Below are 24,263 nucleotides of genomic sequence, written 5' to 3' on the forward strand. Positions count from 1 at the left end.
CATGCCTTCGGCATAACCAAAATATTTCTTATGCAAAATTTTACAAAGAAACTGTTGTGGTTTGTCATGGGGCTGACCTTGATAAGCACAGGTGTGATGGGCCAGCAAAAAGCCCAATCCCTGGAAATTGTCAAAGGGCAGGTGATTGACAAAGAAGAAGGTACCACCATCATTGGTGCCACTGTGGTGGAAGTGGATCAAGATGAAAGGACTTTAGGTGGTGTGGCCACAGACGTAAATGGTAATTTTACTCTTAGGGTAAGAAGTAAACAAAATATGCTTCGGGTTTCCGTGATCGGATACAAGACCCAAACCATTCCAATCAATGGCCGTTCTGAGATCAATGTTCAAATGGAATTTGATGTCAGTGAACTGGATATGGCCGAGGTGACCGCTGAAAGGCCTATCGACCAAGGCTTGGTAAAAATTGACGAAAGGGATCTGACTTCTTCTGCCACAAGGGTGGATGCTGAGATGTTGGAAGAAATGTCCGCCTTATCCATTGACCAGGCACTGCAAGGAAGAATGGCCGGGGTGGATATCGTATCCAATTCCGGTGACCCGGGTGCAGGGATGTCTATCCGGATCAGGGGTACATCTTCCATCAATGGTAGATCAGAGCCTTTGATCGTGGTGGATGGAATTCCATTCCAAACAGAGACTTCTAATTTTGACTTTGCTAATGCCAACCAACAGGAATATGCCCAATTGTTGAATGTGGCCCCTTCAGACATTGAGTCCATTACCGTTTTAAGGGATGCTGCTGCAACTGCCCTTTGGGGTACCCGGGGTTCCAATGGGGTATTGGTGATTACCACAAAAAGAGGCTCAAAAGGAAAGCCAACAATTACCTATAGCTTTAGAGGTGCTGTGACTAAGCAGCCTGAACAAATCCCAATGTTAAATGGGGACCAATATTCTACCCTTATAGCCGAAGGTTATATGAATAGTTTTGGGGTCCCACTGAATATTAATGCCAATAAGGAGTTTTCTTATGATCCCAGGGATCCGTACTATTTTCATAACTACAGTAATAATACGGACTGGATCAATGAAATCACCCAATTGGGACATATGACTGACCATAACATCGCCATTTCCGGTGGTGGTGAGAAAACCAGGTATAGGGTTTCGGTTAATAAAAATGGGTCTGTTGGTACAACTAAGGGAACCGGTTTTGACCGTTTGGCCACTAGGATGAGTTTGGATTATTTGGTTTCCAAAAAGATCAAAATTCAAACCGATCTGGCCTATACTAATTCAAAAACTATAAGAAACTGGGTAGATGGTAATAGCAATAGGGACAATGTAAGAGGGGTAGCTTATGTGAAGATGCCCAATATGGCTGTTTATGAACATGATATTTTCGGTAATCAAACACCAAATTATTTCTCTCCGGAATCGAATATTCAAGGAGCTTTTTCTGGAACTTACAATCCTCTTGCAATGGCTGAAGAAGCCACTAATACTACTGTAAGTAACAGGATTATTCCAAAATTTACTTTACAATATCATATCCGTCCGGATTTGATGTTCCAGTCTGATGTGGCTTTTGATATCATTAATACTGATCAGGAAACATTCCTGCCTCAGGTGGCCACTGGTTTGCCTTTGAACAATACCAATGTCAATAGGGCTTCCAATACTTATTCAGATCGATTGATTACTCAAACTTTCAGTAAGTTGTATTATACCCCAGATTTGGGTGAAGACCATAGCTTAATGGGATTACTGATGTTTACAACCTATGAAACCAGGGGGGACGGGTTTGGAGTGACTACAACCAATGCTCCTTCCAGTAATTTGCAGGATCCATCAGGCATATCCCGGACAGACAATATCGGTCTTGGTTCCTCTACTGATCAATCCAGATCTATTGGAATGTTGGCCAATGCACAATATGGTTATTTAGACCGCTATATTATCAATGCCTCTATCCGTAGGGATGGGAGCTCGAAATTTGGTAAAAATCATCGGTTTGGGGTTTTCCCAAGTATTTCCGGTAGATGGAGGATTTCCGGAGAACCTTTTATGCAGGATGTCAATTGGGTCAATGAATTAAGTTTAAGGGCCAGTTATGGATCCAGTGGCAATACACCAAGATCCAATTATGCCCACTTCAGTACCTTCTCCTCCCTCAACTGGAATTATTTGGGTGAAACCGGTGTAGTGCCCAATAACCTTGAGCTAACCAATTATAAATGGGAGGAAGTCCATCAGACCAACTTTGGTTTGAACTTGGAAATGTTTGAAAACCGCGTAATTATAGGGGTGGATGTATATCGCAAGCGGACCAAGGACTTGTTCCTTGATAACCTCCGCATACCTAGTACCTCGGGTTTTAATGCCGTGGACATGAACATTGGTACCATGGATAACCGTGGATTTGAATTGTCAGTATTTACCACACCTTATCAAACCAAGGACCTTAGGGTTGATTTTGATTTCAATGTGGCCAGAAATGAAAATATAGTTCAATCCATTTCTGATCTTTATCAAACTGATAACCTGGAAGGGATGCAATCCAATGGAAATTATTTTGTAACCATACAGGAAGGTAACCCTCTAGGCTCTTTTTATGGATATAAATATAAAGGTGTTTATACCGATGGAGAGGCTACCATAGCCAGGGATGCCAATGGAAATGTTATCACTGGGCCTAATGGCGATGTCGTTCCTATGATGTTTAATTACCCTATCACCTCTTATGAGTTCCAGGCAGGTGACGCCATGTATGAGGACATTAATCATGATGGAAATATTGATTACAGAGATATTGTTTGGTTGGGGGATGCCAATCCAAAATTGACCGGTGGATTTGGTCCAAGAGTTACCTATAAGAATCTTCAAGTTTCCGGTTATTTCAACTTTCGTTTAGGAGTGGACATTGTCAATAGTACCAAAATGGGTACTGAAAACATGTACAGTTATGATAATCAGAACGCCGCGGTGTTGAACAGATGGAGAAAACCCGGTGATGAAACGGATATGCCAAGGGCAATGCTTTTCAGAGGGTATAATTGGCTAGGTTCTGACCGCTATGTTGAGGATGGTTCCTTCTTAAGGTTTAGGACCCTTACGGTAAGGTACAATATGCCAGAGCCATTTCTTGACAAGGCCAATTTGAAGGATTTGAGTTTTTATGTGACCACGGAAAACCTCTTTACCTGGACCCAATATACCGGACAGGATCCAGAGGTAGGTCTGACGAGCTCCAATGCCAATCGATTGTTCCAAATTGGTTATGACAATGCAAGAACGCCACCTACAAGCACGGTTACTTTGGGTATCAACGCGAGGTTCTAATTTGATCATTAAAAAAAGAATACGATGTTAAAAAAATATATATCATACACTTTGCTGGTCCTGATGACCCTGGGAGCTTCGGCTTGTGATTCCTGGCTGGATTTGCGGCCAGTGAATGGGGTGGTCAAACAGGATTTCTGGAAAACCAAAGAGCAGGTAAGATCAGCTTTAATGGGAGCATATGCTTCCTTGAATGGAAATTATAGAGGGGACCAAATCACTGAACAAATGTTCCTTTGGGGAGAACTCCGGGGATATATGGTGGCTCCCAATACTGGAGCTGGTTTCAGCGATATCCAGGTTGTTTATGGTAATATCCAGCCTACCAATCCCATTGCAGATTGGAGTGGGTTTTATGGAACCATCAACCTTTGTAATAATTTGATAGAAAATGGTCCGGCGGCTTTGGATACCGATGAGACTTTTCAAATCGAGGATTTGGAAAATTATGTGGCCGAAGCCAGAACCCTCAGAGCCCTAATGTACTTCTATTTGGTTCGGACTTTTGGGGATGTACCATTGGTCACCGAAGCGATTGATAGTGATGAGGATGAATTAACCCATCCTAAGTCTCCGCGAGAAGAAGTGCTGGCTCAAATCCTTGAAGATTTGGAATTAGCAGAAATGGACATTTACGAGGAGCATGAAACTGAAATTGCCTCTAAGGGTAGGCTGACCAAATATGCAGTAAACGCCATTCAGGCAGATGTTCATCTTTGGATGGGAAATTTTGAGGAGGCCGTTGAGGCAGCCGATAAGGTAATGGCTGGACCCTTTGAATTGGTACAGCAGGAAAACTGGTTAAGGGAATTGTTTGTGGAAGGAAATTCAATGGAAAGTATCTTTGAAATTCAGTATGAAGCCCCACAGAATAACCCTTTCTATAATATGTTCAGCACTGTACAAGGAAGAAGGTTTTTGGCTTATCCATCGGTACTTGAAGATATCTATGGCTTTGATATTCAGTTTCCTGATGAAATAGATGCCCGAAGTGTTGATGCATCGCTAAAAAGTAGTGGTGAAATCTGGAAATACATTGGGTTAGGAGAAACTTCCAGAAGAGCGGCTACAGATTCTTATGCCAACTGGATTGTTTACCGTTTGGCGGATGTGATGTTGATGAAAGCTGAAGCACTTTCCCAAATTGGAAGGGGAGAAGAGGCCCTTGAAATTGTTGCTGAAATACGAGAAAGAGGGGGAGCCATCGATGCAACAGAAGAAGATCCTCTACCTTCTGATGGGAATGATGTTGTGCGATATATCCTTAGCGAAAGGGCCAGGGAATTGGCTTTTGAAGGGAAGCGTTGGTTTGATTTACTCAGGGTATCCAAAATGAACAATTATGAAAACTTGGATTTGATGTTACAGGCGGCTATTATCAATGCCCCTGAAACCAATTTGAATTCCATTTTGAACCAATTGAGGGATACCAGAAGTCATTATTTGCCTGTTTATAACAGAGAATTGGATTCTAACCCTGAATTGGTACAAAATCCCTATTACCTGAAATAAACCTAAATTAATTCGAGATGAAAAATTTTAATATAAAATCGATCTGGAGCAGAGGAGCAGCCTATATGCTGGTCGCCTTGTTCCTGGGCTTAATCAGTTGCGATTTTGAACCACCCTCCAATATTAATATTACGGAGGATACCAATATCAGTGGTTACTTTAGGCAAAATCCAGATGAATTTTCCAGCCTTTCCAAAATCCTTGAGATTTCCAATACGGAAGGCTATTTAGGGGCATATGGGCTTTATACCTTTTTTGCTCCTAATAATGAAGCTGTTGATGCTTATTTAAGTGATAATAACCTGAGCCTTGAAAACTTAGGCCAAGAGGAAGCCAAAGATATCGTTCGCTACCACTTATTAAAAGATACGATTTCTACGGCCAACTTTACGGATGGTAAACTTCCGATAGTTACCGAGTATGGTAAGTATTTGGTTACTGGTGCCGAATTCATGGAAGGGCAGACCAGCATCCGTGTCAACCGTCAAGCTAATCTAATTGAGAGTAATATTAAATTGGGCAATGGAATTGTTCATAAGATAGACGGGGTGCTAAGTCCCCCTACCAAAACCGCATCAGCTTGGTTAGAGGCGGAACAACAGTATTCCATCTTCACCCAAGCTCTGAAATCTACCGGTTGGTATGATACCTTAAACAAAGAAGAGGAAGGAGTTTGGTATACCGTGATGGCCCAATCCGATGAAACTTTTGGGGAAGCTGGTTTTGAAAGTTATCAGGATTTGGAGGATAGGTATTCTCATTTGGATGATCCTACCAATCCATCTGATAGTTTGAATCTCTTTATGGCCTACCATATTTTGCCCAATATCAAATACATCGCAGATTTGGTAACAGCCACCGCTCATGAGACAGAAGCTCCCCAGGAAGTGGTTACAATAAAACTTCAAGGAGAACAGGCTTTGGTCAATGATGATGTTTTCTTTGGAGTTCATGAACCTGGTTCTCCCATTATCAGGCAGGAAAGTGATAATTCTGTAACCAATGGAGTGGTTCATAGTGTGGAAAATCACTTTGCAATCAAATTAAGATCTCCAACTGCTGTTTATTATGATGTATGTGCTCAAAATGAAATCAGGCAATTGACCAATATTTTCAGGGTTCCTGGTGCTCCTACCTATACCTTTAAACTCGGAGAACTTTCCAAAATGGATTGGGGAGGCAACTTTGTAGATTTCTTGGTAACCTATTTCCCTCCAGGTCTGAATGAATTGTTCTTTTACCATGGTGATTTCCTTAAAGTTCAATTGCAAGGAAACCGCTTGACCTGGGCAGAATTTGATACACCTGTTTTAGTAAAAGGAAGGTATAAAGTTTGGGTTTGCTATAGAACTGGCCTATCAAGTAATGGTTGTGAATTGAAAATGACTTTTAACGGCGAAAGCGTTCCAGGTTCAAGGCTTCTTGATACCAAGGTTTGGCCGCCAAATTTACCGGAAGCTGAACTGGAATCCAGAGGTTGGAAAGAATATTTATCCGCAGGTTCCAATGGTGGAAGGCACATGGGTAGATTGATCGGAACCATTGATGTTAAAACCACCGGTGAACACATTTTAAGATTTGATCGGGTTACCGGTCAGGGTCGAAGTAATGGGGGCCTTTGGTTGGATATGATTCACTTTATTCCTGAAGACCAAGATCAATTATGGCCCAAGTTTGGCAGGAATGGTGATCTGGTTTATCCTGAGGACCTGGAGTAGCAGGGGCCATTAATGAATTCATAATCATTAAAATTCAAATAGAAATAAGATGATAAGAAAATATAAATTTTGTATGCTTATTATGCTTTCCCTTGGTCTGTTCTCCTGTTCAGACCAATGGGCCGAGCATAATGATGCGCAGGGAAATTTGAATAATAACCTGGTGCAATTAATCCGCTCTGATGCGGATCTCAGCACCTTTGCCGGACTTTTGGAGCAATCCGGTTTGGAAAAACAATTGGCTTCGGGCTCCTATACCGTTTGGGCCCCCACCAATGATGCCCTTCAAAACCTTCCGCAAAGCATTACCGGAGATGAAAAGGCTTTACGTTTGTTTGTGGGTAATCATATTGGTTATCAGGAAAGATTAAGCTATCAGGCTGAAGAGGAACCTCTAAGGGTGAAAATGATCAATGGAAAAGTCAGTGTTATGACCGAAACCAGTATCACCTCTGTTGATGAAACCGCTAATTTTTCCGCAGCTGATCAATTGACTAAAAACGGAATATTGTATAAAGTGGACAATTATATGACTCCCAAAAAGAATATTTGGGAAATTGTTCAGGAACAAAGTGGCAATCCTGTATCTGAATTGATCCAATCCATGTTTGTGGTAACGGATTCCGCTACAATGGAAACTATCAATTACTTTCAACAGGATGTCGCAGATCTGAGCAATGAGGATTCCACTTACACTTTCTTTATGCTAAATGAAGATGCATACTCCACCTTTAAAATGGAAATGGAGCCTTATTTTAAGGATACCATGCCGGATGATTTTATGTCCAGGGCACTTAAACTAGGTCTTGCCAAAGATTTGGTGGCCACTACCTCTTATTATGAAAATGTACCCGACACTGTGCTTTCAGTGGACAGTGTGAAGGTCGCTTTTCATCCTGAAAATGTGGTCGAAAAAATCAATGGTTCCAATGGAGTGGTTTATGTCCTGAACCAGTTTGATTTTAAATGGTCAGATAAAATCCCTGAAATCAAAATAGAAGGTGAATATTACGATGCCATTTCCGGTAGCTCTGACCCTGTAAATGTTAGGGTGAAAAGCTGGGCTTCCAATGAGAGGGATTTATTGGTAATCAATCACAGTACGCCTTCATACCATATTACCTACAATGTTCCTCAAGCCCATTCCACCAAATATAAAATCTATTGGCTGGCCAACAATGATAATTATTGGCCAAGGAATAACTGGCAGAGTATTGCGATAGACTCTGTTAGTAACCTTCCTTATGGAAATAAAATGGTGGAGTTCAATAACCTTGAAGAGGTGTTTATTGGAGAACATGAAGTTCAAAACTATGGCCAATTGAAGCTTATCTTAAAAGCCGAGGCCACTTCAAATAATGACTGGAACACTTTGGTTCTGGATTATTTAAGATTGGTACCTGTATTTGAATAAACCCAAAATTAGAAATCGATGAAGCGAAAAAATATACATAAAATTTGTACAGCTGCCCTGGCTATACAATTGGGATTTGCAGGTTCGCTATTTGCCCAAGAAGTAGAGGAAGTAAAGGTTCAGTCGAACCCACAGGGCATGTTCCAGGCAGAAAAGGTGATCGGTAAAATCACTTCAAAAAGAACTGGACAGCCCCTTGAGGGAATCGGTATTGCCTATAAGGACATCTCGGCAACTTTTTCTAATTCCGATGGCAAGTTTGAACTCATGGTTCCCGCTTATACCACTACTATTCAAATCAGTTTTGGAGATAAGTTGGTAAAAGAAGTCCCTCTTAAAGGCAGAAGCAGCCTGAGTATCCAACTATCCGATTTTGAATTGGAGGAAGCTGGGGAAGTAAGTGTAAAACTACCCTATGAAAACAGATTGCAGGATCATTTGACAGGGGCAGTGTCTTCGGTGGACTTGACCGATGCTTGGAAAGGAAAAGCCAATTCCCCTGAAACTGCTATGCAGGGACAGGCCGCAGGTGTTAATATGATCAGAAGGTCAGGAACACCCGGTATAGGTGCAAATACTTTCATTCGTGGTTTGGCTTCTATAAATGCGGAAAGCCAGCCTCTTGTAGTGGTGGATGGAATGATCTATGATATGAACGATTATCAAGGTTCCATTATCAATGGATTTACCTCCAACCCCTTGTCTTTTATTGATGTAAAGGATGTAGACAAAGTGAGTTATATCAAGGATGGTGGTTCTTTATATGGTATCAAGGGGGCAAATGGGGTGATCTTGATCACCACTTCCCGGGCAAAAGACCTGACTACCAGAATTGATTTTTATACTTACGGTGGGGTTAATATGCGACCTGATAACCTTCCGGTAATGGAGGCAGATGAGTACAGACCTTATTTTGCTGAAATGTTGGCCAGCAGTGGTCTGACCACCAATGAGGTGTTGAGTCACCGGTATATGAATGAAACCCCTGATACTTTGGGGTATTACAATTACCACAACAATACCAACTGGCAAAATCAGGTAATGAACCGGACTTATGATCAAAATTATTTTATCAAAGTATCCGGTGGGGACAATATCGCTAAATACGCCCTTTCTATGGGACACTTGAAAAGCAGGACCATTATGGAAGGTGAGCAGTTTTCCCGCTCTAATATGCGTTTCAATGCGGATTTCCAGATTACTCCTAAATTAACTGCAGGTACCAATATGGCTTTCTCTTATGCGGTAAATGATCTTTACCAATACGGGACTGAGGTTCAGGATATCAGCCCTTTAAACTTAGGCTTGGTGAAATCCCCTTTTCTGGCACCCAATATCTTTGATGAAAATGGGGAAAGGTCTCCCAACTTGTATGATTCTGATTCCCTGGGAATCAGTAACCCAAGGTCTATCATTGAGAACATGCAAGCTCAGAACAGAAGGTTCCGCTTCTTTGGGGCTTATAATGCCAAATACCAATTTAATGACAAGTTTAGTGTGCAGAGTCTATTTGGCTTGACCATTGACCAGAACAGGGAGACCTTCTTTGTCCCAGGCCTTGGGGTAGAAGAAGAAGTTGGATCCAATGCGATCATCCAAAACAGGATCGGGGGACAGATTCAAAAGCTATTCACCACTTACAGTGATACGCGTTTTAATTATTCCAATACCTTTGGCTATGCCCATAACTTGGACCTCGGCTTAGGCTTTAGGTATAACGAAAACAGCTTAGAGGAAGACGGTGGTTTTGCCTTTAATTCCGGTACCGATGATTTTATCACCTTGGGATCAGGAGTTACTTCTCTTAATCAAAACTTTGGTAGGGTAGCCGATTCGAAATGGATGAGTTATTATGCTGATGCAAGCTATAATTACTTAAATAAATACTTCCTTGATTTCAACATTGCTTTGGATGGATCTTCCAGGGTTGGTGAGGAAGCAAAAGATGGAATTTCCCTTTTTGATCATCAATTTGGGGTATTCCCTTCCATTAAGGGAGCTTGGTTGATCTCCTCTGAAGATTTTATGGCCACTAGTTCTTTGGATCTTTTGAAATTGAGATTGAGCTATAGCCAAACTGGTAATGACGGTATTGGAAACTTCCACAACTATCAGTTGTACAAAGGAAGCAATGTGATTGCCGTTCAAGGTTTGGTAAGGGCTAACCTGGCCAATCCGGAAATCCAGTGGGAAACCAATAATAAAATCAATGCTGGTATTGATGTAGCTACTTCAAATAAGGCCCTAGCCTTTAGCGTAGACCTTTATCAAAATACCATCAGCAATATGTTGACTTACCGTCCTTTAAGAACGGTGACCGGTTTTGATTACTATGTCACCAATGAAGGTGAAATGGTGAACAGAGGTGTTGATCTGGGCATTAACGCAAGGGTTCTGGACAAAGAAGTTAAGTTGGATCTTGGTCTGCAAGTTGGTAAGTATATTAATGAAGTCGAGCAATTGCCTTATGATCAACGTATAACTCCAGTAGCCGGTGGGGAAATGATCACCAAAACCGGGGAAGCAGCTGCCATGTTCTATGGATATGAAACCGATGGGGTTTACTCCACTTCTGAGGCTGCCGCTTCTGCAGGTTTGAAAACCTATAATGAAAGTGACCAGTTAATTCCTTTCCGGGCTGGTGACGTGAAATTTGTGGATAAGAATGGCGATAGTATCATTGATGAAAATGACAAAACCATTATTGGTAATCCTAACCCAGATTTCTACGGAGGATTTACAGCTCATGCGACTTATAAGCGATTTACTTTTGATGCAGCCTTTAATTTCTCATCAGGAAATGATGTTTACAATTACGTAAGGCAGCAAATGGAGAGCATGTCAGGGTATGAAAACCAGTTCCTAAGTGTAAGAAACAGATGGAGAGCAGAAGGTCAGCAAACGGATATGCCAAGATTGGCTTATGGGGACCCAATGGGGAACAGCAGATTCTCTGACAGGTGGATAGAGGATGGCTCTTACCTAAGGTTAAAAACTATCAACATCAGTTATGATATCCCCGTAGATGGTGACATTATCAAAAATGTAAATGTATATGCTGCGGGTCAGAACATCTTGACCTTTACCAACTACCTGGGTTATGACCCTGAGTTCAGTTCCTCCAGAAGTGTGTTTGGACAGGGAGTGGATGTAGGCATGATGCCACAATTTGCTAGTGTGTTGTTAGGACTGAAAATCGGATTGTAATCATGCAAAAGTTATTGAGAATTTTAAAAGCTGAAAATATGAAGCTTAAGCCTAATCATATCAAAAAATATATTGCAGCAGCTTTGCTGGGAGCAGGACTTTCTTCCTGCTCCGGCATGCTGGATGTGGAACCTACCGGAGAATTGGAAAAGGAAGATTATTACCAAACTGAGCTTGATGCTGATGTGGCGGTAATGGGTGTGTATGGAGAACTAATGAAGTTGGCCGAACATTATGTTGTTCTCAATGAGGTACGTGCTGACCTTATAGAGCCAACCATGATGGCAGATCAGGATTTGATAGATTTAAGTAACCATAGTGTGGTTGCCTCTGATGATAATAAATATGCTGATCCCAAACCTTTTTACAGGGTGATTTTGAATTGTAATGAAGTACTGGAAGGTCTTCAAAAGATGCGGGAAGAAAACCGTATCACTGAAGACCAATTTAATCAGAGATATTCAGATGTGGGGGCTGTCCGTTCCTGGGTTTATTTACAATTGGGGATTCATTTTGGCGCAGTCCCCTATGTGACCCAAAATTTGGAGAGTATCGATGATGTTAATAACCATGTACTTTTCCCTAAGCTGAACCTCCCTGATTTAATTGATGAATTGGTGGAGTTTATGGAGAGCCTTCCTTATTTGGATCGTTACCCTGGTAATATCGGTCTGGTAGGAACATCCAATGGCTATGGAATTGATCGTTATTTTGTTCCTAAAAGAGGCTTGCTAGGAGACCTTTATCTTTGGCAAGGTAACTATACAAAAGCTTCTGAAATGTATCGGTATATCATGGAAACTGCCACCCGTGATTTTTCATCAGGTGGAGAATATTATAATAACCTTAGAATTGGTTGGGGAGGAAATGGAGATTTTGATGTAAGATATGATAAAGTAAATGATATTCGGTCTTTGATTACTTCTCCCAATTCTGGATGGAAGCATATATTTGGTATTGGGTCAAACGAAAGGTATGAAAAGCAGGTTTGGGTTTGGGCCATGCATTATGACAGTGATTTTGCACCCAAATATCCATTTATCAAGTTATTTGCCAATGAAGGAGCAGGTGAATATCAGTTGAAACCATCAAAAGCGATTGTTGATATTTGGAACTCTGAAACTCAATGGAATGATTTTGAATTTGATGCCAGGGCCATGCTTTCTACTGAAAATTGGGATGCGGAAGGTGAGGACCTCCAAGTCGGTAAATACACTGTGAATTACGATCCACTTACCTCACCCCTTCAGGAAGAAGGAAAATGGATGTTGGAGAGAGCTGCCTCAGTTCATTTGAAATTTGCTGAAGCTGCAAATAGGGATAACCTGGAGGATATCAGTAAACTATCCAGAGCTATTGTAAACCAGGGGATTCCAGGTGCTTATAGACCTGAAGGATTTTCAGGGGATGATGTTACAGACATTATGAATACGCTATTTTATCCTTACCCTTATGATTTTGATGGCCGTCAAGGTGATTTTCCTTTCTATAGAGGGCCTTGGTACAGGCATATTGGAATTAGGGGAAGAGCTTATCTTCCACCAAAGGAGTTGCCGGAGGATATTGGCTTTGTGCAAGAAGAAAAAGATTGGACCGAAGATCTGATCATCGATGAGATGGGAAAAGAATTGGCTTTTGAAGGCCATAGATGGCAGCAATTACTTAGGGTTGCCATGAGAAGGAATCCATCTGTATTGGCTGACAGGGTCTATGAAAAACTGTCTAAATCCAATAATCCGGAAGCCGTATCCAGAGCAGCAGGAGTAAGGGCAAAATTAATGGCCGGAGACTGGTTCCTCCCTTTTCATTGGGAGGAGTAATAACCCTGATATTTTGGGTTTTAATTATTGGGGTTTTCTGTGAACTACAAATAATAGCGTATAACCCGATTTTTAATCGGGTTATACGTTTTGAATACTATGAGATTTGTTTAACTTAATAGTAAGTTAACAATTGCCCAAAGCCATGAAGTATTTAAGAAAACAAAGGCCTTCCAAGATAAGCTGGAAGGAAAAGTTATTAGTTTATATCACAACATTGCTCATTTGTATTCTGGCCGCCAATTTTAAAGTTGCCATTCAAAAGGTTACAGGAAATGCTCACACTCAAGATGTAAATATTTCAACCTTATCAGATTAACCATGTTAAAACAATTAGGTAAAGGCAAGGCAAATTGCCTTGCCTTTACCTAATTGTTTCATCTTTATTTTTTTGCCTAAAATCCAAAATGCTTTACTCATAACTATGGCCCTTGTTACTATGGGAATGGGCATAGGTTAAATGATCTTAAATTTTTGACATTTCTGATGGAGGAAAAAAACAGTACTAACATCCGTATTTAAATTTTACATTTTCACCTTTTCTCCTCAATATCTTGGAAGCTGGCTGCTTATTTATCAATCGGAAATGACTAGGCCAATAATAAAAATTGCTGACCTTAACCATAACCTTTAATTCCCGATTAAATAAGAAAAAAAAATACTATACAGAATTAACAAATGACTACCATGACAATCCTCAAATATCATTTTTCATTTTTTATGTGTTTTATTTCCTTGGCGCTTTTGGCGCAAACCGGAAAAAGGAACACCCTTAATTTCGACAAGGACTGGAAATTTATTCAGGATGATGCAGGTGGCGCCGAAATGCCGGAATTTGATGACCGCAGGTGGCAATATCTGGACCTTCCCCACGATTGGAGTATCGAAGGGTCAGTTGACCGAGATAACCCCACTGAGAGAGGAGGTGGGTATATGCCTGCTGGGGTAGGATGGTACCGGAAAAGTTTTGAAGTACCGGCATCAGCCCAGGGAAAAAAGATTTTTATTGATTTTGATGGCATCATGGCCAACAGTGATGTTTGGATCAATGGAGAACACCTAGGGAAACGCCCTTTTGGTTATGTGAGTTTCAGATATGAACTTACCCCATACCTTAAATTCGGAAAGGAAAATGTGATCGCAGTACGGGTGGACAATTCCGACCAACCTGCTTCCCGTTGGTACACTGGGGCAGGGATCTACCGCCACGTAAGGCTGGTGTCCACAGATCCAACCCATATTGGTCATTGGGGTATATTTGTAAGTACCCCAAAAGTTTCAGCAAAAAAAGCTGACGTAAAAATACGAACCAAAGTGGTCAACGAGGCAGGGGAAACCAGGAAAATCAAATTGCTGACGGAAATTGTTGATGAGGGCGGAAAAGTTCTTCAAAAAATCGAAAGTACCCAGCAAATACCTGCCGGAGAAAGTTATGATTTTGAACAAAACGCCACTGTGAAAGACCCTAAACTTTGGGATATTGCGCAGGGGAACCTGTATCAGGCCGTCAGTAAAGTAATGGATGGCTATAAGGTAATTGATGAGGAAACCAATACTTTTGGAATCCGCGAATTCCGTTTTGAGCCGGCCACTGGATTCTATATCAATGACAGGAATGTGAAGCTGAAAGGTGTTTGTTTGCACCACGATGCGGGTGGAGTTGGAGCAGCTGTGCCCTTGAAGGTATGGGAAAGACGCTTAAATCTGCTCAGAGATTTGGGTGTAAATGCCATCCGTTTGGCGCACAATCCTTTTGCCCCTGAGTTTTATGAACTTTGTGACCGTATGGGATTTTTGGTCATGGATGAGACTTTTGATACCTGGAATGCCCAAAAAAACCATGCAGACTACGGGTACAATATGCATTTCGATGATTGGTGGGAACAGGATACCCGGGATGTGATCATGCGGGACCGCAACTATGCCAGTATCTTTATGTACAGCATAGGAAATGAAATCAGAGACAATTTGGACAGCCCTGAAGGGTTCAAAAAATACAAGGACCAGCAGGATTTGGTACATGAACTGGATCCTACTCGCCCAGTGACGATGGGGCTTTTCCGTCCTAACAGCCAAAATGTATATGATAATGGTTTTGTAGAAATGATGGATGTAGTGGGTCAGAACTATCGTGAAAATGAATTGGTGGCCGCTTATCATCAAAAACCTGAAAGAAAAGTCATTGGTACTGAAAATGGACACAGCAGGGGAGCTTGGTTGGCTTTGCGAGACAATGATTTTATGGCAGGGCAGTTCCTGTGGACAGGGATTGATTATTTAGGCGAAGCTGACTGGCCAGCCATTTCCCATGATTTTGGCTTATTGGACAGAACTGGAGGGATCAAGGCCAAGGCCTTGCAACGAAAAAGCTGGTGGGTTGAAGAGCCTGTGGCCTACGTAGTAAGAAAGGAAACCAATGCCGGTGGAGGAGATTGGGTTCCAGATTGGACTCCTAGTGATTATGATACCTATGATGTTGCCCATTTGGAAGTGTATAGTAATTGCGAAGAAGTGGAGCTTTTTCTCAATGGTGAATCACTTGGTACTCAGAAAATGCCTGAAAATGCAGCACCCGTCTCCTACAAAACTACCTTCAAAAAAGGCACTTTAAAAGTGGTTGGCCGAAATGAAGGAAAGCTGGTTGCCGAACAAATATTGGAAACCGCGGGGGAGCCGGTAGCCCTTAAAATGGAAGTGGACCAAAATACTATCACCAGGGATTTTGATGATGTAGCACATGTAAAAATCTATGCCCTGGATGAAAATGGTATTGTTAATCCCAATGCGGACAATTTGGTTTACTATAATATTTCAAGCCTTGGTGTGCTAAGGGCATTGGACAATGGCGACCGAATGGATCACAGTTCCTCTAAAGGAAAGCGCCGGAGAGTATATCGAGGAGAGGGCCTTGCTATCGTGGGAGCCGAGAGGAAAGCTGGCAAGATTGTACTTGAAGCATCTTCTAAAGGGCTGGAATCTGCGAAAATTGCAATAAATGTGAAGTGATATAATAGACACGAGATGTGAGTATTGAGACGTGAAATGGTTCGGGCTTTTGTCTTCCTGTTTTAGACCAAAAACCACAATTGTTATCCAGTGTCAGAGACAGTAAGAGGAACGCGAGTTTAACTATCTACAATTAGTCTCTGACTCAAATAAAGGGAATGCTGGTTCAAGGACAGCGGTATCTAAAGTCTCCTATCTCGCATCTCTAATATTAACCAATCCAAAATGATCAGAATAAATACCTTTTTATTAGCTATTCTTTTGATGGGTTTGACCTTATTGCAAAGCCATGCACAAAGACAGATGGAATCCCTGGACAGAGGATTAGTTGCCGTTCCCAGAGAGGATGGCAGTGTGTTATTAAGCTGGCGTATTCTGGGAACCGAGGCACATGAGCTAGGATTTAATGTTTTTCATATTAAAGGGGATAATTCCCCTAAAAAAATCAATTTGCACCCTATTACTGCCTCCACCAATTTTGTGGTAGAAAACCCAGTCCCTGATGCAAAATACCTGGTAAAGCCAATTAGCGATAAGCCAAAGGAAGTAAAAGGACAAGAAGTCAAAGCCTGGTCAAAAAAATACTTGTCGATTCCTTTAAAAACCCCCGATGGTTATACGCCCAATGATGCTTCTGTGGGGGACTTGAATGGAGATGGCCAATATGAAATTGTAATCCACCAAAGAGGGAGAGCACATGATAATTCCCATCGTGGTTATACTGATGAACCCATTTTACAAGCATATACCTTGGAAGGAGAATTTCTTTGGGAAATAAATCTTGGGAAAAATATCCGCGAGGGAGCCCATTATACCCAGTTTATGGTGTATGACCTGGATGGGGATGGCAGGGCAGAATTGGCTTGCAAAACCGCTGATGGCACCACCGATGCACTTGGAAATGTAATTGGGGATGCCGATGCTGATTATAGAAATGATGATGGGTATATATTAAGTGGTCCAGAATTCCTGACCATATTTGATGGAGAAACAGGTGAGGCACTAGCTACCGCTGATTATATCCCACCAAGACATCCCGAAAAGTTAAACCCTACTTCTGAGGAGTTAGATGCCATTTGGGGCGATGGGTATGGAAATCGTATGGACAGGTTTTTGGCTGGGATAGCCTATTTGGATGGGGAACAGCCCAGCTTGATTATGACCAGGGGTTATTATACCCGTACAGTCATTGCTGCCTGGAATTGGCGGGATGGAAATTTGTCTGAAGTTTGGACCTTTGATAGCCATGATGGAAATCCCGAACACCGGAAATTTGCAGGTCAGGGATATCATAGCCTTCATGTAGCTGATGTTGATAAGGACCATAAAGATGAAGTCGTTTTTGGAGCCATGGTCATTGATGATGACGGAACAGGTGTTTACAGCACCGGCTTGGGCCATGGGGATGCATTGCACCTAACAGACCTGGATCCTGAAAGACCTGGTATGGAAATTTTTGGTATTCATGAGCATGTCCGTCATGAGCATGGTGCCAATCTAAGGGATGCTGAAACGGGGGAAGTTATTTGGTCCCATCCCTCACCGGATGTGGGCCGAGGAGTGGCTCTGGATATTGATCCCAGGCACCCCGGCCATGAAGCCTGGGCATCAGGAAAAGGGCTGCACGGGCTTTGGAATATCAAAGGGGAAGTGATTTCAGAAAAGAAGCCGAGTTCCTGCAATATGGGGATTTGGTGGGATGGAGACTTGTTAAGGGAAATCCTCAATGGAGTGGACATTGATAAATGGGATTATGAAAATGAAAAATCAGTAAGAATCTTTACAGGGGATAAATACAATGTTGCCAAAAACAATGGCACTAAATCCAACCCTGCCCTTTGTGCGGATATTTTTGGTGATTGGCGGGAAGAGCTGATTGGCCGCACGGAAGATGGAAAGGAACTTAGGATTTTTACTACCCCAATCCCATCAGAACATCGTTTTTATACTTTGATGCATGACCCGGTTTACAGGTTGAGCGTAGCTTGGCAAAATGTGGCGTATAACCAGCCGCCCCATACGGGATTTTTCTTAGGACATGGGATGGAAAAACCACCCCGGCCTCATATCACGCTTATTAAATCAACGAAATAATGAAACGAATACACCTGATTGCCTCAAAAGGGCTGATGCTTGTTATGGCCATACTGATGGCTTGCCAGGTCACAGCCCAAAAACAAATGGAATACCTTGACAGGGGCCTGGTGGCCGCTAACAATGAAATTGGACAGGTTTTTATAAGTTGGCGCTTGTTGGGAACTGAACCCGACGACTTGGCTTTTAATGTCTACCGACAAAAAGGAGAGCAAGAAGCCCAAAAACTGAACAGTGCCCCCATCATTTCCAGTACCAACTATACCGATAAGACGCCATCAAGTGGGGATGATATCAGGTACTTTGTTAAGGCTGTTGAAAATGGGAAAGAAATAGAAGCTTCAAAAGCTGTAAGTGTTTGGAAAGAAAATTTCCTGTCTGTTCCATTAAATACGCCTGAAGGCTATTCTCCCAATGATCTCTCTGTAGGAGATTTGAATGGAGATGGTCAATACGAGCTAATTGTCCACATGACAGGCCGAGGCCATGACAATTCCCATGACGGCTATACGGACGATCCCATTTTTCATGCCTATACATTGGAAGGGGAATTTCTTTGGGAAATCAATTTGGGGAAAAATATCCGTGAAGGAGCCCATTATACCCAGTTTATTGTGGTGGATATGGATGGGGATGGCCGATCTGAATTTGCCTGCAAAACGGCTGATGGGACCGTGGATGGTAAAGGAAATGTCATTGGGGATGCTTCCAAAGATTGGAGAAATGAACAAGGCAGAATTTTGGATGGCCCTGAATTCTTTACAGTATTCGATGGAATGACAGGAGAAGCATTGGCGACGAAGGACTTTATAGCTGGAAGAGGAGATATTTGTGGCTGGGGCGGTGAAGGCGGAAATGGCGGAAATGATTGCAAAGGCAACCGGGTGGATCGTTTTTTGGCTGGTGCAGCTTACCTGGATGGAAAATTGCCAAGTGTACTTATGTGCCGTGGTTATTATGGCAGGACAGTAATTGCTGCATGGGATTATCGTGAGGGTAAGCTGAGCAGTCGGTGGGTGTTTGATTCGGAGGGAAGAGAAAATCCATTTTCGGGTCAGGGTAACCACAGTCTAAGTATTAATGATGTGGATAAGGACGGAAAGGATGAAATCGTCTATGGTTCCATGACCGTGGATGATGATGGTACCGGGATGTATTCAACTGGCCTGAGGCATGGAGATGCTGGACACATCACCCATTTTAATCCCCAATATCCAGACCAGTTGGTTTGGAGTATCCATGAAAATGAAACCAATGAAGAGGGATATGGCGTGGCCCTCTTCAATGCCCGAACTGGAGAAATCCTTTGGGGAGGAGAAGAAGGTAAAGATGTGGGTAGGGGTTTGGCCATAGACATTGACCCTACCAATACTGGAATGGAAATGTGGTGGAATGGCCAAAATGGTCTGTATAATATCAAAGGAGAGCGAATCGGAAAGAATCCTAGATCAACCAACTTTGCTATTTGGTGGGACGGCGATCTTCTGCGGGAAATCCTGGACCGTAATTTTATCGATAAATGGGACCATGAAAGGGAAGAACAGGTAAGGCTCTTTACTGCGGAAGGCTGTGTGTCCAATAATGGCTCCAAAGCCAATCCCGGATTATCGGCAGACCTTTTTGGTGATTGGAGAGAAGAAGTAATCTTCAGAACCGAGGACAACCAGTCTTTAAGGATTTTCACAACCACTATTCCAACTGAAAACAGGCTTTATACTCTAATGCACAATCCACAGTACCGGATGAGCATTGCCTGGCAAAATGTGGGCTATAATCAGCCACCACATACAGATTACTATTTGGGAGAAGGAATGGAAATGCCACATAAACCAAATATTAAAGTCCAAAAGCCAGTCCAATAAATCGGTTTTTGAGCTTTGGTGCTATTAAGTCATTTTGCGATTTAAATATGATTCTATGAAAATACCTAGCGGCTATATTATCCCAGTATTCATGACGGTATTAATGGGTGCAATTGGGGGACAGGCCAATGGAGCAGTCCATCCTAAATTGGAAAGCTGGTTCAATATTCAAGATTTTGGTGCAATCCCTGATGATGGACAACTGGATACCGAAGCCATCAATCAAACCATAATTACAGCTTCCAAATCCGGTGGGGGGACGGTTTATTTTCCTGCAGGAAAATATTTAAGCTTTTCAATAGAATTAAAGAATAACATTACCCTTCATCTTGAAAATGGGACAATTCTGGAAGCTGCTGATCCTGCAGATTGGGGAATAGGTTACAATCCTCCGGAGGACAATCCGCATGATGATTACCAGGATTATGGCCATAGTCACTGGAAAAATAGTTTGATCTGGGGAATTGGCCTAAAAGGGGTACATATTGAAGGCAAAGGTTTGATCTATGGACAAGGGCTTGAAAAATGGGCCCATAATGAAAGTGGGATGGAAGGGAATAAAAGCATTGCCCTGAAAAACTGTAGAAATGTTTCCATCAAGGATATCAGCATCCTCCAGGGCGGGCATTTTGGAATATTGGCCACAGGAGTTGATAACTTCACCATTGATAACCTGAAAATAGATTCCAACCGGGATGGCATCAACATCGATGCTTGCAAAAATGTCCGAATCTCTAATTGCACCGTAAATACACCCAATGATGATGCTATTGTCCTGAAAAGCTCCTATGCTCTGGGATATCCAAGGTTTACAGAAAACCTGACCCTTACCAATTGTCAGGTGAGTGGTTTTGATCTTGGTACCATGTTGGATGGAACTTACCAAACGACTCAAAAACAAGCCCCGGACAAAGGAGGAGTTACTGGAAGGATCAAGATGGGAACAGAATCCAACGGCGGATTCCGGAATATTACCATTTCCAATTGCGTTTTTGTGCATTGCCGGGGACTTGCATTAGAAACCGTTGATGGAGGAATTCTGGAAGATGTGAGCATTTCCAATATCACCATGCGGGACATCGTCAACGCTCCCTTTTTCCTTCGTCTTGGAAGCAGAATGAGAGGCCCAGAAGGCACCCCTGTGGGCAAATTACGACGGGTACAAATCAGTAATGTGGTGGTGTCAGGAGCAGATCCAAAATATGCAGCCATGGTAATGGGGATTCCAGACCATCCGGTGGAAGATATCGTTTTTGATAACATTCGTATTCTGGCAAAAGGAGGGGCTCCAGCAAGTCAGGCTTTGGTTGAAGTCCCTGAACTGGAAGATGGGTATCCGGATCCAAGAAATTTTGGGGAGATACCTGCTTATGGTTTTTATATCCGGCATGCAAATGGAATCCAGCTGAATGATATTAATCTGCAATTTGAGGATGATGATCAGAGGCCTGCCATTTATGCAGAGGATGTAGAAGGGATGAGGTTGGATAATGTGAAGATGGAGAAAACAGAAGGTGTACCCGGAATGAAATTGAAGATGGTACAAGGTTTCCAATTAATAAATAGTGGAGAAGGGGAAAGTAAAGAAATGCAGGTGATAGATGATATGGAATTGCCATAGGTCAAAATAACCACATGGTTTTTACCTCAAGGGGCGCTAAAAATTTCGCAAGGCATGGGAAGGGATTTGTTCTCCCAAATTCCATCTCCAATATTTTTTTGATTGAAATTAAATTTTCTTGCAGAACCTGTCCCGCTTCTTCAGGAGTCGCAAAGTTCGCAGAGGTTTATGGAAGTAAACCTTTGCGTTTTTTAGCGTTTTGGCGTGCAACTTTTTCCCTCCCTAATTTAATGGCATTGGGGGGAGTTTAGGTGAGCGGAATTGGTTAATAGCGCCCATTGCAAATCCCCAGCTGTCTATGAGGTAATAAACCCACTATCCATAATTGTTCCATTACATTCCAAATGCCTCATTTACCACTTATCAAATTACCCCTTATCACCAGTACAGATCAGAAGAGTTTTTTTGGAAGTTGAAAGTACCTTGGGATTTAGGAAACGATTTGAAAATGGGGTATTCGGCTTTTTAATCAGTTTCATTTTGCAGAAAAGAATTGCTCTTTTAACTTCATTGACAAAAAAATATCTATAATACATGAAAACATCTGTCAATTCTTTCATCTTTTTAGGCATGGCCTGCGGTTTTTTGGCATGTCAAGCTGAAAAACAGCAAGAAAAAGATTATTCCGAAATAGTATTGCGTAATACCTCCAGGGTAAAGCTAAATGAAAAGCCAGTCATTCTTAAAAGAGACCAAATCAAAGGGTTACCTGATGAGGAGCTGTTTCCCTTGGTAACCCAGGCATCAGGGGACACCCTTCCCACGCAGTTGGATGATGTGGATGGAGATGGCCAATGGGATGAACTTTTTATCTTGGCTGATTTTGCTGCCCAAGAAGAAAAAACAGTTCAATTAAAATGGGTGGATCAACCTATTGAATTTGAAAAAAGAACCAGCGTACGGTTTGGCAAAAGAGAAGCTGCTGATCAACCTGTTCAACCTGCCCAAATAGACACCTTGCCTGCTGATGGTTTGCCAAAAAGTGTAGGATACCAGCCCTATCAAACCGATGGTCCCTCATGGGAAAATGACAAAGTAGGTTTCCGTCATTATTTTGATGGAAGAAATGCCAAAGACCTTTTTGGTAAAAAGGTAAGCCATATGAGTCCCGAAACGGTGGGGATCAATAGTGAAGGCGCTGTGGAAGATAATTACCATGTAATGGAAGATTGGGGCCGGGATATTTTGGCCGTTGGAAATTCACTGGGCATTGGTGGATTTGCGCTGATGATAGATGAAGCACCGGCAAGACTTGGAGTTACGGTGGATGATGCAGTCAATAATGTGGAGGAAAGTGTTTTCCAAATTGTAAAAGAAGGCCCCATCAGGTCCATCATTCAGTATAATTACAATAACTGGCAAACCCATAATCGCAACTATGATGTTCAGGAAAGAACTACCATCTGGCCTGGCATGTATGGCTATAAAAATGAAGTGTCTATTTCTGGACTTCAGGGAGACGAAATCTTTTTGGTGGGCTTAGTAAATATCAATAATGACCAGCCATTAGAAGAAATAGAAGTCAATGAAGAATGGGTAGTGTTGTTGACCCATGACAAACAAAGTTATGACAAAGAATGGCATTTGGGCATGGCTTTAATTCTTCCAAAAGCCAAATACCAGGGCTATTCCGAAGCCCCTGAATCCGGAGATTTGTCAAATAGTTTCCTGGCCAAGCTATCCATAGAGGAAAATGAACCTATTTCCTATTATGCAATAGGAGCATGGGGAATGTCCGAGGAACAATTCAGGGATAGGGAATATTTTAAAAATTATGTCACTAATCTCACCAAACAGCTTGATGCAGAAGTTGAGGTGAGCTGGAAATGAGAAATTTAGATTTAGGAATGATGAATTACTTCCAATTCTACCTTTATCATTTCTATTTCTTAATTAATTCTAATTGTAAAAGAAAGGATAAGGCATTGGGCAAAAACAATTGTATGGATTTTAATCGTCACTTTATATACGGCCTTTTTTTAGCTGGTATCTTTTCAGCCTGCTCTCAGGAAGGTACAGAACAAAAGGACAGAAATGAAGGCTCCACTCCCGAAAAAGTGATATTCCAATCTGATTTTTCAGGTGAACTGGACCCTCAAACCTGGAAAACGGAAATAGAGGATCCGGACAGTTCAAAGGTAGTGGTAATAGATGGTAAGTTGGTATTGGATTCCAATGCAGGAGTTACCGTCTGGCTGGACAAAAAACTTAAAGGAGACATTGAAATCACCTATCAACGGGAAGTGATCATGGAAGAAGGTGTCAATGACCGGCTATCTGATCTCAATCAGTTTTGGATGGCTACCGACCCTAGAAATGAAAACTTATTTACCAGGAGCGGTTCTTTCAAAGAATATGATTCGCTAAGCATGTATTACGTTGGATTTGGGGGAAACTATAATTCCACAACCCGCTTTAGGAAATACCATGGTGATGGTGAAAAGCCATTGTTATTTGACCTTAGGGACAAGGCTCACTTACTACAGCCTAATCATGTATATGATATCAAGATTAAAGTGGATGATGGCCTGGTAAGCTATTGGGTAGATGACAATTTGTTTTTTCAATACCAGGATGAAAACCCATTGGAGGAAGGATACTTTGGTTTCCGCTCCACCTGGTCCAGACATGCTATTGATAATTTGAAAATTGTTCAGTTAGAGAAATAGAATAGTCATCGTTTCTTTGGACCTCGTTTCAAAC

General features: G+C 42.0%; 13 protein-coding genes. All 13 read left to right on the plus strand.

What is annotated here, in order from left to right:
- Nucleotides 1–30: 30 nt before the first annotated feature.
- The 13 genes from QWY93_RS09250 (at nucleotide 31) to QWY93_RS09310 (ending at nucleotide 24,229) form a co-directional block, all read left to right on the plus strand.
- Entirely contained in the window at nucleotides 31–3,306 is a 3,276-nt protein-coding gene (locus QWY93_RS09250; RefSeq protein ID WP_290247933.1) for a SusC/RagA family TonB-linked outer membrane protein, read from the plus strand.
- Between the two features lie 24 nt (nucleotides 3,307–3,330).
- Nucleotides 3,331–4,818, plus strand: a complete 1,488-nt coding sequence (locus QWY93_RS09255; RefSeq protein WP_290247934.1) for a RagB/SusD family nutrient uptake outer membrane protein — start codon at nucleotides 3,331–3,333, stop codon at nucleotides 4,816–4,818.
- A gap of 17 nt (nucleotides 4,819–4,835) precedes the next feature.
- Complete coding sequence (locus QWY93_RS09260; RefSeq protein WP_290247935.1) at nucleotides 4,836–6,536, plus strand: fasciclin domain-containing protein; 1,701 nt, start codon at nucleotides 4,836–4,838, stop codon at nucleotides 6,534–6,536.
- Between the two features lie 49 nt (nucleotides 6,537–6,585).
- On the plus strand, nucleotides 6,586–7,950 hold the full coding sequence (locus QWY93_RS09265) for a fasciclin domain-containing protein (RefSeq protein WP_290247936.1): 1,365 nt from the start codon (nucleotides 6,586–6,588) through the stop codon (nucleotides 7,948–7,950).
- Between the two features lie 18 nt (nucleotides 7,951–7,968).
- Entirely contained in the window at nucleotides 7,969–11,157 is a 3,189-nt protein-coding gene (locus QWY93_RS09270; RefSeq protein WP_290247937.1) for a SusC/RagA family TonB-linked outer membrane protein, read from the plus strand.
- A 38-nt stretch (nucleotides 11,158–11,195) separates the two neighbouring features.
- Nucleotides 11,196–12,977 carry a RagB/SusD family nutrient uptake outer membrane protein gene (locus QWY93_RS09275; protein ID WP_290247938.1) on the plus strand — a complete coding sequence of 594 codons (1,782 nt, stop codon included), beginning with the start codon at nucleotides 11,196–11,198 and terminating at the stop codon, nucleotides 12,975–12,977.
- A 145-nt stretch (nucleotides 12,978–13,122) separates the two neighbouring features.
- Nucleotides 13,123–13,296 (plus strand): hypothetical protein, encoded by a 174-nt coding sequence (locus QWY93_RS09280; RefSeq protein WP_290247939.1) that lies wholly within the window; start codon nucleotides 13,123–13,125, stop codon nucleotides 13,294–13,296.
- A gap of 368 nt (nucleotides 13,297–13,664) precedes the next feature.
- The gene (locus tag QWY93_RS09285; protein ID WP_290247940.1) at nucleotides 13,665–15,983 is read left to right on the plus strand and encodes a glycoside hydrolase family 2 TIM barrel-domain containing protein; all 2,319 of its coding nucleotides are present in this window, start codon (nucleotides 13,665–13,667) and stop codon (nucleotides 15,981–15,983) included.
- A 225-nt stretch (nucleotides 15,984–16,208) separates the two neighbouring features.
- Entirely contained in the window at nucleotides 16,209–18,077 is a 1,869-nt protein-coding gene (locus QWY93_RS09290) for a rhamnogalacturonan lyase (protein WP_290247941.1), read from the plus strand.
- On the plus strand, nucleotides 18,077–19,939 hold the full coding sequence (locus QWY93_RS09295) for a rhamnogalacturonan lyase (protein WP_290247942.1): 1,863 nt from the start codon (nucleotides 18,077–18,079) through the stop codon (nucleotides 19,937–19,939). Before QWY93_RS09290 ends, QWY93_RS09295 begins: the two co-directional genes overlap by 1 nt.
- Nucleotides 19,940–19,994: 55 nt before the next feature.
- The gene (locus QWY93_RS09300; protein WP_290247943.1) at nucleotides 19,995–21,560 is read left to right on the plus strand and encodes a rhamnogalacturonidase; all 1,566 of its coding nucleotides are present in this window, start codon (nucleotides 19,995–19,997) and stop codon (nucleotides 21,558–21,560) included.
- A 534-nt stretch (nucleotides 21,561–22,094) separates the two neighbouring features.
- On the plus strand, nucleotides 22,095–23,390 hold the full coding sequence (locus QWY93_RS09305) for a DUF4861 domain-containing protein (protein WP_290247944.1): 1,296 nt from the start codon (nucleotides 22,095–22,097) through the stop codon (nucleotides 23,388–23,390).
- A gap of 113 nt (nucleotides 23,391–23,503) precedes the next feature.
- Nucleotides 23,504–24,229, plus strand: a complete 726-nt coding sequence (locus tag QWY93_RS09310; protein WP_290247945.1) for a DUF6250 domain-containing protein — start codon at nucleotides 23,504–23,506, stop codon at nucleotides 24,227–24,229.
- The last annotated feature ends 34 nt before the right edge of the window (nucleotides 24,230–24,263 follow it).

Source organism: Echinicola jeungdonensis, from assembly GCF_030409905.1.
Classification (GTDB): Bacteria; Bacteroidota; Bacteroidia; order Cytophagales; family Cyclobacteriaceae; genus Echinicola; species Echinicola jeungdonensis.